At 66.2% G+C, this 10,568-nt stretch carries 10 protein-coding genes; 2 read left to right on the forward strand and 8 right to left on the reverse strand.

The features are described from left to right. Positions 1-71 precede the first annotated feature (71 nt). From QRT08_RS02015 to QRT08_RS02045, 7 genes are read right to left on the reverse strand one after another with little or no spacing between them, the layout of a single operon-like run. Positions 72-458 carry a tautomerase family protein gene (locus QRT08_RS02015; protein WP_286044018.1) on the reverse strand — a complete coding sequence of 129 codons (387 nt, stop codon included), beginning with the start codon at positions 456-458 and terminating at the stop codon, positions 72-74. After that, entirely contained in the window at positions 458-3,475 is a 3,018-nt protein-coding gene (locus QRT08_RS02020) for an FAD-binding and (Fe-S)-binding domain-containing protein (RefSeq protein WP_286044020.1), read from the reverse strand. Before QRT08_RS02020 ends, QRT08_RS02015 begins: the two co-directional genes overlap by 1 nt. A gap of 4 nt (positions 3,476-3,479) precedes the next feature. Next, positions 3,480-3,920, reverse strand: a complete 441-nt coding sequence (locus tag QRT08_RS02025; RefSeq protein ID WP_286044021.1) for a cupin domain-containing protein — start codon at positions 3,918-3,920, stop codon at positions 3,480-3,482. 23 nt (positions 3,921-3,943) lie between these two features. Beyond that, positions 3,944-4,336 carry a VOC family protein gene (locus QRT08_RS02030; protein ID WP_286044023.1) on the reverse strand — a complete coding sequence of 131 codons (393 nt, stop codon included), beginning with the start codon at positions 4,334-4,336 and terminating at the stop codon, positions 3,944-3,946. 38 nt (positions 4,337-4,374) lie between these two features. Then, positions 4,375-5,910, reverse strand: coding sequence for a tripartite tricarboxylate transporter permease (locus QRT08_RS02035; protein WP_286044024.1), 1,536 nt, complete (start codon positions 5,908-5,910; stop codon positions 4,375-4,377). Then, complete coding sequence (locus tag QRT08_RS02040; protein WP_286044025.1) at positions 5,911-6,531, reverse strand: hypothetical protein; 621 nt, start codon at positions 6,529-6,531, stop codon at positions 5,911-5,913. A gap of 31 nt (positions 6,532-6,562) precedes the next feature. Then, positions 6,563-7,645, reverse strand: a complete 1,083-nt coding sequence (locus tag QRT08_RS02045) for a Bug family tripartite tricarboxylate transporter substrate binding protein (protein ID WP_286044027.1) — start codon at positions 7,643-7,645, stop codon at positions 6,563-6,565. A gap of 331 nt (positions 7,646-7,976) precedes the next feature. On the opposite strand from QRT08_RS02045, the gene QRT08_RS02050 reads away from it, so the two are divergent. Further along, positions 7,977-8,408, forward strand: a complete 432-nt coding sequence (locus QRT08_RS02050) for a universal stress protein (RefSeq protein ID WP_286044028.1) — start codon at positions 7,977-7,979, stop codon at positions 8,406-8,408. Here QRT08_RS02050 and QRT08_RS02055 read toward each other — a convergent pair whose 3' ends face one another. Beyond that, positions 8,409-9,464: an isocitrate/isopropylmalate dehydrogenase family protein gene (locus QRT08_RS02055; RefSeq protein ID WP_286044029.1), complete on the reverse strand. Its 1,056-nt coding sequence runs from the start codon at positions 9,462-9,464 to the stop codon at positions 8,409-8,411. A gap of 321 nt (positions 9,465-9,785) precedes the next feature. On the opposite strand from QRT08_RS02055, the gene QRT08_RS02060 reads away from it, so the two are divergent. After that, complete coding sequence (locus tag QRT08_RS02060; RefSeq protein WP_286044030.1) at positions 9,786-10,568, forward strand: enoyl-CoA hydratase/isomerase family protein; 783 nt, start codon at positions 9,786-9,788, stop codon at positions 10,566-10,568.

Here is a 10,568-nt window from a genome sequence, read left to right on the forward strand (position 1 = left end):
GTGTAATCCGAATTTATCCGTCGAACATCCTCTGTTTGTTCGGATCGGGAGCGTTTTCTCCGTTCGCGGTTCTAATTACTTTCGTCTCCTGCTCGCTCGCTGCCGACGCGGTCGACGCCCATCACGTCCTCACCGGCGTGTTCGGTGAAGACGACCTTCATGTTCGGATCGGGAATCGCCCACGCGTCGTTCGCGAGGCCCATCACCGCGAGCGCGAACGATCGCTTCCGTTCGAACTCGCGGCCCCGGCGTATCTCGGCGTCGAGAACCAGACAGGGCTGGTCCGGGTCGGCCCGACCGATCGAGAGCTCCGATTCGGTGCGCTCGCGGATCACCACCGCGACGTGGTCCGTGCCGGTGTCCATGTGCTCGGCGTAGAGGCTCCGCACACGGCGGGCGAACGCGCGCTTCTCGCCCGCGGTCATCGCCGCGCTGGTGTCGAACTGGAGTACAGGCACTACAGCCCCTCCGCGAGCACCTCGATCGGGTGGGGTGGCTCCTCGTCGGTGAGATCCTCGAGTTGGCCTCGACAGGAGGCACCGGGGGCGACGACCCGCTTACCGTCGCTTTCCTCGACCTGCTCGACGAGGATCGAACCGATCGCCTCGCTCATCGCGTAGTGATCCGCCTCGTACCCGAAGGAACCGGCCATCCCACAGCAGCCCGAATCGAGGACGTCGACGTCGTAACCCGCCTGCGAGAGCACCGCCGCGGCGTGGACGTCCTTCTTCGTCGCCTTCTGGTGGCAGTGGCCGTGGTACGCGAGCGAGCCCTCGCCCGCCGGCAGGTCGAGGTCGAAGGCGTTCAGGTATTCCATGACGCCGTAGGTGTTGACCGCGACCGACTCGACGGCCGAACCGGACAGCAGGTCGAGGTAGTCGAGTTGGAACATCACCGCGTCGGAGGGCTCGGGGACCACTACGTCCCAGCCCTCCTCGATCCGGGGTGCGAGCGCCGCGACGTTCGCCTCGGCGCACTCGCGGGCGGCGTCGAGGAAGCCCTTCGAGAAGGCGGGCCGGCCGCTGTCGCCAACGTCGGCGAGTTCGACATGAACACCCGCGTTTTCGAGGACACGGACGGCGGCCCTGCCGACCGCGGGGTGGTTGTGGTTGGTGTAGGTGTCGGGCACCAACAGCGCCTTGCGATCCGCGGCCGATTCGCTCACCCGCGGGCCACGGGCCTCGAACCAGCTTTCCAACGTCTCGCGGTGGAACTCCGGGAGCGAGCGCTCGCGGGCGATCCCGAGCGTCTTCTCCATCGCGAGGCGGGCCCCCGGAAGTTCGGACAGCCAGTTCGAGACCGGCGCGGTCGCACTGCCGAGTTTCGAGAGCGTGTCGATGTTCGCGAACAGCCGCGACCGGAGGCCCGCCCCGTGGCGCCGGTGGTACTCGTGGGTCACCTCCGCCTTGAGCTTCGCCATGTCGACCTCGGAAGGACAGTCCTTCGCACAGCCCTTACAGCCGATACACAGGTCCATCACCTCGGTGACGAACTTCTCGCTGAACGCTTCCCCGTCGGGCAGGTCGCCGCTCATGGCCTGTCGGAGCATGTTCGCCCGTCCTCTCGTGCTCGTGATCTCCTCCTCGCTGGCCCGGAACGTCGGGCACATCACCCCGCCAGTGGTTTCTTGGGGGCCCCGACAGCCGCCACAGCCGTGGCACAGCTCGGCCATCCCCTGGAAGCCGTTCTCGTTGTCCCAGTTGAGTTCGGGCTCGAAGCCCATCTCGAACTCGTACTCCGGCGAGAACCTGAGATGTTCGCTCATGTCGAAGTCGCCACACACGGAGCCGGGATTCAACAACCAATCGGGGTCGAACGCGGTTTTGAGGTCGCGGAACACCTCCCAGAGATGGTCGCCGTAGAGCTTGCGGTTCCACTGGGTTCTGGCTCTGCCGTCGCCGTGCTCCCCGGAAACGCTTCCTCCAAATCGGGCGACGGCGTCCGTCACCCGGTCGGCGATGTCGACCATCGCGTCGACGCCATCGACCTCCTTGGTGTTGATCAGCGGGCGGACGTGGAGGACGCCGGGACCGGCGTGGGCGTAGATGCTCGCGAACGTGCCGTTGTCCTCGAGGATCTCCTGGAACTCGCTCGCGTACTCCGGGAGGTGTTCGGGCGGGACCGCGCAGTCCTCGATGAACGAGATGTGTTTCTCGTCGGAGGTACGCGAGAGCAGGATCGGCAGGCCGCTCTTTCGCATCTTCCAGAACAGCGCGCGCTCGGCGTCGTCGTGGGCCTCCATCGCCGCCGTCGCGTTGAGCGGGGCGCCCGTCCGAACGGGATCGTCGCCCGGTTCACCCTCGCTGTCGGCCTCCGGCGCTCGATCCGCGAGCAGGCCTGCGACCCTCTCCATCCCTTCGGCGTCGTCCTCGGCGTAGAACTCGACGATGAGGACCGAGGACGCCTCGGGCGGCAGCATCGAGACGACGTCCTTGAACTCCTCGGTCTCGCGAGCCAGATCCAGCAACACGTCGTCCATCACCTCGACGGCTGCGGGGTCGTGTTCGAGGATCGGCGCGACGTCCTCCATCGCGTCGATCAGGGTGTCGTAGGTCAGCAGCGCCATCGCCTTGGTCTCGGGGATCGGTTCGAGGCTCACTTCGGCCTCGGTGACGATCGCGAGCGTTCCCTCGCTGCCCGCGAGCAGGCGCGCGAGGTTGATCGTCTCCGCGGTGCCGTCCCGGACTGCGCGCGCCTCCTCGATCAGCATGTCGAGGTTGTACCCCGAGACGTTTCGCTTCAGGTCGGGGTAGGCCTCCTCGACGTCGTCGGCCTCCTCCTCGACGATCCTTCGGACCTCGGCGTGGATCCGCGCCTCGAGGTCCCCCTCGGGGTCGGCCCGCTCGGCGAGTTCCTCGAGCGTGATCTCCCCGAAGGTCGTGCGCGTCCCGTCGGCGAGGACGACCTCGCACTCCTCGACGTAGGCGTCGGTCTTGCCGTACTTCAGCGAGTGTGCGCCCGTCGAGTTGTTGCCGATCGCCCCTCCGAGGGCGCTCTTGTCGCCCCAGGCGGGGTCGGGCGCGAACTTCAGGCCGTGGGGGGCGAGTTCGGCATTGAGGTCGCCCAGATAGACGCCGGCCTCCGCACGCGCTCTCTTCGCCTCGGGATCCATCTCCTCCACGCCGTCCATGTATCGGGTGAAATCGAGCACGACCGCCTCGTTGACCGACTGGCCCGCGAGGCTCGTCCCGCCGCCGCGGGGCAGCACGGGGATGCCGTTTCTCGCACAGTGGCGCATCACCACCTGCACGTCCCGGGTCGAGGTCGGAAAGACCACTCCAATAGGTAGCACCTCGTAGGCGCTGGCGTCGGTCGCGTAGAGCTCCCGGGAGTAGTCGTCGAATCGGACGTCGCCGCCGACGAGTTGCGGGAGCGAGGCGAGCGCCTCCGGGACCGCCTCCTCGGCGTCGGCGTAGTCGTACGACGCCCGTTCGTCGCGCGCCGGGGGTGCGTTCGTCGTGGGGTTCGTCGCCATGCCTCTAGTTCCCCGGGGACGACCCATTACTCTGTGGATCGCGTCCCTCGCTTACCGCATCGGTCGTCTCCAGTTGGTGGACCGGGTAGCGCCCCTCCGGGGGCCAGCCGACCGCGACGACCGTACAGGGCTCCTCGAACGGGTTGTAGATCACGTGTGCGCCCGCCTCGCCCTTCTCGAAGACGACGGCCTCGTCGACCCCCATCTCGAACCCCTCCTCGACCGTCTCGACGCGACACCGCCCCTCGATCACGAAGAAGAGTTCCTGTTGGTTCTCGTGATAGTGAAAGTGGTTCTGTGAGAGCCGATCCTCGGCTTCGAGGATCGCGACGTTGAAGTTGAACGCCTCGATTCCGAGTTCGGGCGAGAGCTCCCAGCGCTCGCCGGGTTTCTCGGGGTTCGTGGTCAGGTCCGCCAGTGAGACGTGCTTCCATCCCTCGGCCATACCGGGGCCACGGAGCGCGACGACTAATGGGTTTCCTCGTAGGACGCGAGTTCGACGAGGTTCCCGTCCGGGTCGCGGACGTAGACCGACCGCATCGGCCCGAGCGTCCCGTGCTTTTCGACCGGGCCGTGGACTGTCTCGACGTCGCTCTCGTCGAGGTGGTCGACGACCTCCTCGATGCCGGACTCGACGAGCAGACAGAAGTCCCCGGAGCCGGGCGTCGGCGAGCGGGCGTGTGGCTCGAACTCCCCGCCCGCCTTGTGGAGGTTGATCTTCTGGTCGCCGAACCGGAGGGCCGTCCTGTCGTCCGGGCCGAAGGTGACGACGGTCGCGCCGAGGACGTCGCCGTAGAAGCCACACGTGGCCTCGACGTCGCTGACGGTGAGAACGAGGTGGTCGATCCCGGTGGGGTGCATGGACGAGACGCGACGCGAGGAGGGATAGGGTTTGTGGGTCAGGCGCGGCTCACGATCCGCTCGAAGTAGGGTTTGAGGAACGGCCCGCTCAGGATGAGGAAGATCCCCAGCGTGAGCAGGAACGACAGCGGTCGGTCGATCGGGTCGAAGAAGATGCCGTAATCGCCGCCGGAGATCTGGAGCGACCGGAAGAAGTTCTCCTCGGCGATCGGCCCGAGGACGATCCCGAGGACGAACGCGATCACCGAGTAGTTGTACTTCACCATGTAGTAGCCGAGAAGACCGAGTGCGATCACCGCGCCGGTGTCGAACCAGTTCCGGTTCAGCGTGAACGCGCCGATGAACGAGAGCACCACCACCACCGGGATGATGACGTTCGTGTCGATCTCGGTGATCCGGCTCGCATAGGGGATGACCGACAGCCCGACGAGGACGATGAGGATGTTACTCAGAAACAGCGAGATGAACAGCGCGTAGGTGATCTGGAGCTGATCGCCGAACAGCGTCGGACCGGGCTGGAGGCCGTGCATTAGGAGGCCACCGAGCAACACGGCGGTCGACCCGCTGCCGGGGATCCCGAACGAAAGGGTGGGGACGAGCGAGCCGCTGACGGTGGGGTTGTTCGCCCCCTCGGGGGCGATCACGCCGCGCGGGTCGCCGTCGCCGAACCGGCCGTCCTTGGCCGACGAGCGGGCCTCCTCGGCGTAGGCGACGAACGTCGAGGTCGTCGCGCCCGATCCGGGGATCATCCCGATCAACATCCCGATCACCCCGGCCTTGAGCGTCGTCTTCGGGTACTTGAAGACGGTCATGACGCCGTCCTTGATGCTGCCGGCGAGTTCGATGTCGCTCTCGGCGATCTGGCTCCTGGCGGCGAGTTTCATCATCTCCGCGAACGCGAACATCCCGATCAGCGCGGCGACGAAGTCGATGCCGTTATAGAGGCCGAACTGCCCGAAAGTAAATCGCGGCGTCGGGCTCAGGATCCCGGTCCCGATCGTCGAGATCATGAGACCGAGCGCCCCGGCGACGAGCCCCTTGACGATCGAGCCCTGCGTGACGATCGTGATCAGCGAGATACCGAGGATCGCGAGCAGGAAGTACTCGGGCGAGCCAAAGGCGAGGACGACCCCGATCAGGATCGGCGAGATCAGGATCAGCACGATCGCGGCCAGAAACCCGTTGAGCGCCGAGGCGGTCGTCGCGATCGCCAGCGCGTTCTTCGCCAGCCCCTGTTTGGCCATCGGATAGCCGTCGAGCGTGGTCGCCGCCGCCGATTCGGTGCCGGGGGCGTTGATCAGGATCGCGGCGATCGAGCCGCCGAACATCGCCCCGCTGTAGATCGACGCCAGCAGGATGATCGCCGAGGTCGAATCCAGCGGCAGGGTCAGCGGGAGGACGATCGCCATCCCGACCGGCGAGCCGATCCCGGGCAGCGCCCCGAGGACGATCCCCAGCAGCAACCCGACGGTCATCCACCCAATCACGGGCCAACTGATCGCTATTTCGAACCCCTCGATGAGGGTGTCGACCTGCAGGGCTACCTGGCCCTGGACGATGGGCTCGACCACCATCTACGCCACCACCCCGACGAGCAGCGTGATCGGGTCGATCGCGGTCGGGAGGAACGGGCTGAAGTCGAAGATCGCGCCGCGGTCGAACGGCAGGATCAGGAACTCGATGAACAGGTAGACGATGAGGGTCGACAGGATCGCGAGCGCGCCGCCCACGAGCGGCCGGACGCGAAACCAACTCGTGTACCCGAACACGAACAGCGGCGTGACGAACAGGAAGCCGGCCGCCCAGCCCGCGAAGAAGTACAGCGTCGCCGAGACCACCATGAACACCGTGTCGTTCACCTCGTAGCCGTACTCCCGCCCGAGCGTCCGCTTGGGTTCCGAACCCGTCTGTTGAGCCTCGCGCTGGGCGACCTCCTCCTGGGCGGTCATGTCGCCGCTGGTGATGTTGATGCTCTCCGCGACGACCGTCCGAAGCGGCCCCGGGAGGTAGTTCTGCACGAGCAACAGCAGCGACCCCACGAAGACGACTGCCCCCGTCATCTGGGGGAACACCCGGGCGTCGTCCGGATACTCCGAGACGATCGGTTCGATCAGAAACACCACGCTGAGGACGAGGAGGATCCCGAGCATCACGTGCTCTGGGGTCACCTGTTCGTACTTCTGTTTTATTGACATATTGGGAAAGAGTTCGCCGCGATGGTACCGATCAGGCGTTTTCTTCGACGAGTTGGACGACGTTGTTCTCCTCGTAGGCCGCGAAGGCGTCGTCGAGGAGCTGGTTCGCCGCGTCGGGCCCCTCGTGGAAGACGGGGTTGCCCGTGTCGTCGGACCAGCTCTGCGTGCTGTCGGCCTCGACGGCCTCGGCGAACATGTCCGAGAGCGCCTGCGTCCGGGAGCCCTCGGTCTCCGGCGGGGCGAACACCCCTCGGCTCAGCCCGCCGACGAAGTCCATCTCCGGATAGCCCTCGTCGGTCACCGAGGGGAGGTCCGGGTAGACCTCCGTCCCATCGCTGACGAAGCTCACGACCGGGTAGATGCGGCCGTTCTCGACGACCGACTGCGTGCCCGCGTCGGTCCCGATACCGGCGGGGACCTCGCCGCTCGCGACCGCCTGCGAGACGGGGCCGGTCCCGGTGTACTGTGCGCGGTTGGTCCACTGCCAATCGTACTCCTCCATTTGGTACCGCGCGAGCAGGACGATGATGTCCTGTGAGCTACCGGGTTCCTGGACGCCGATCGTCTCCCACTCCCCGGAGTTGTACATCTGGATGACGTCGTCGAACGTCTCGACCTGCCCTTCGTACTCGGAGTTGACGACGAGCGTCCACGCCGACTGCCCGAAGACGCAGACGCCTTCGGCGTCGCGCTGGTCGAACCCCGGGTCCTCGAGCAGTTGCGGAGCGACCTCCAACGGCGTCGCGCTCCCGAGTATGGTGTGGCCGTCGGGCTGAGAACCCATCAGTTCGCCGAAACCGTTGAGCCCGCCCGCGCCGGGGATGTTGTCGATCTGGATCGACTGGCCGGTCGCCTCCGCCAGCCCCTCCTGGATCCCCCGGGCGTAGACGTCCGTGCCGCCACCTTGGTCGTACGGGACGATGTACCGGATCGACTGGCTCGGTTCCCAGTCGCCCCCGTCGCCGCCACCGCCGCCGCCGCCGTTGTCACCGGCCAGACAGCCCGCGAGCGCCGCGACGGATCCCGCGCCAGCCATCTGCAGGAATCGTCGGCGTCCAGCTACCGCCCGGTTCGCTACCTCCCGTGATGTCGAGTCGTTGTCTTTATTGCTCATGCTTCCTCGTTTCCGACCCCGGACGACGATCGAACCGCGTGTGCGCCCGGACCCGTACGGATCGGGCGCAGTCACCTGAATCGTCACCCAAACGCACGGAGCCTTCTGTCTCCGATGCCATACGTTAGGGTCTCACTATCATGATCATAGAGTAGATACATAAATCTTTCCGTATGTTTCTCCCGGACGAGGTGACGACTGACGAAACCGGCCGGCCGCCCCGGTGGTGGGTCCGGGTTATCGGGCGGGTCGTCGCTCGCGGACGGGGCGTGTCCTGCCAACGGTCGAATACTTCCGGGCCCTTTAATATCGGTGCCCGTCAACACGGGACATGGTGATCGTTGCAGCCGTCGATCGGAGCGACAGGGCGAGCGCAGTCGTCCGCGAGGCCGTCACGCTCGGCGAGGCGTTCGACGAACCCGTGGACGTGCTCCACGTCCTCACGCGCGAGGAGTTCGTCTCGCTCGAACGGACGAACGTGAGCGAGACGGGCGAGGCGGTCCCCCTCGAGAGCGTCGTCGAGACCGCGCGGAACATCGCCGACGAGACCATCGCCGAGGCGAACGTCACCGCCACGGCCGTCGGGTTGGTGGGGGACCCGGCCGACGAGATCGTCGGGTACGCCAACGAGCAGGGCGCACGCTACATCGTCGCCGCCGGACGGAAGCGCTCCCCGGTCGGGAAGGCGCTGTTCGGAAGCGTCGTCCAGTCCGTCCTCCTGAGCGCGGAGTGTCCGGTCGTCTCGCTTCGGACCGAGGCCTGATCAGAGGCGCTCGACGAGCGCGTTCACGATCTGCTCGGTCGTCGCCGACCCGCCCAGATCCGGCGGCGTCGGTGCCGACTCGTCGGCGAGCACCTCACGGACCGCGCTCCAGAGGGCTTCCGACACCTCGTCCTCGCCGACGTTCTCGAACAGCATCGCCCCCGAGAGCACCGTCGCGATCGGGTTGGCGATCCCCTGACCGGCGATGTCGGGGGCGCTTCCGTGTACTGGCTCGAACATCGATGGGTAGGTACCGGAACGGTTGATGTTTCCCGACGGCGCGAGGCCCATGCTTCCCGTTACTATGGCGCCGATGTCGGTGAGGATGTCCCCAAAGAGGTTCGAGGCGACGACCACGTCGAACTCCTCGGGCCGGCGGATGAAGTCCATCGAGGCGGCATCCACGAGCAGGCTCTCGACCTCGACGTCGGGGTACTCTTCTCGAACGTCTCCGACCACGTCGTCCCAGAAAACCATGCTGTAGGCCTGGGCGTTCGATTTCGTGATGCTCGTGAGATGTCCCTCCCGTTCCTCGGCGGCCTCGAACGCCGCCCGGAGGATCGCCTCGGTGCCCTGGCGGGTGAACACCGAACTCTGGACCGCGACCTCGTGGCCGAAGCCGACGTGCTCGCGCCCGCCGACGTCGGCGTACTCGCCCTCGGTGTTCTCCCGGAAGACCACGAAGTCCACGTCACCACCGGAATAGCCCTTGAGCGGGCTCTCGACACCGTCGAAGAGGATCGACGGGCGCTCGCAGACCTGCTGGTTGAACTCCTTGCGGATCGGGAGGAGCAGGCCGTGGAGCGTGACGTGATCGGGCACTTCGGGATGGCCGACGGCGCCCAGCAGGATGGCGTCGCTGTCCTCGATCCGGTCGAGGCCGTCCTCGGGCATCATCGCGCCCTCCGAGAGGTACCGGTCGCTGCTCCAGTCGTACCGCGTGAACTCGATTTCGACGCCGTGGCCCTCGGCAACCTCCTCGAACAGCGGCAGCGTCGCCTCGACGACTTCCGGCCCGATCCCGTCGCCGGGGATCGTGGCGATCTCGTAAGACATGTACTCGCACACACCCGGGGAGAGGATTAAGCCGTTACGGAGTCGCGCCGTGTGAGTCCCTGTGACTACTGCGGTGGCCGGCGCGAGGGCGGTCGCCACTCTCGGCGACCGCCCGAGCGGAGCGGGGAACGGCTGGCGTCCTGAGCGAGCAGTTCGGATCCGAACTGCTCGCAAACGGTCCTGGCGGACATTAAAAGGGCGAAGCGCGAGCGCCAGCGAGCGCTGAGGGCTTTTGTGGAAATGAAAAGGGCGAGGCTGACCTGCCAAGGTCAGCCGAGGGCTTTCGGGAAGACTTTTGCCCCGGGTGTGCGGTGACTCCACATGGTCAGCCACACGGCCTACGAGAGCATCAGCGTCGACGTCGCCGAGGGCGTCGCCACGATCGAGTTCCACCGCCCCGAGGTGTACAACGCGCTGAATGACGCGGTGATGTTGGACCTTTCGAGAGCCTTCAACGAGATCCAACTCGACAGGGACATCGACGCGGTCGTCGTCACCGGCGAGGGCGAGGACGCCTTCTCGGCTGGTGCGGATATAACGGAATACGCTGGTACGACCGAAGAACACGCCCACCAGGAGGACCGCCAGGACCTCTTTTACGAGATGTACCAGAAGCCCCTGAACTGCCACGCGCCCGTGATCGCGAAGATCAACGGCTACTGCGTCGGCGGCGGGCTGATCTTCGCGATGTTCTGTGACATGCGCGTCGCCGTCGAGGAGGCGAAGTTCGGCGTGCCGACCGCGAACATCGGACAGATTCCCACTGGCGGATCGAACAAGCGGGCGATCGAACTCGTCGGCGAGGCCAAAGCCAAGGAGATCGTCTTCACCGCGGGGTTCATCGACGCGGAAGAGGCCGAACGGATCGGCCTCGTGAACCACGCCGTCCCGCGCGAGGAACTGGACGCGACGGTCGAGGGAATCGTCGACGGGATTCAAAATACGGGTCGGGGCGCGGTGAAGAACTCCAAGCGCGCGCTCAACCACGCGGCCCAAGCACCCGACGCCGAGAGCGCCCGCGAGTTCGAGGCCGACCTGTGGTGGGAGCAGTTCGCCACCGACGAGCGCCGTGAACTGGTCGACGAGTTCAACGAGGGCGAGTGA

The sequence above is a fragment of the Halalkalicoccus sp. NIPERK01 genome, assembly GCF_030287405.1.
Taxonomy (GTDB): domain Archaea; phylum Halobacteriota; class Halobacteria; order Halobacteriales; family Halalkalicoccaceae; genus Halalkalicoccus.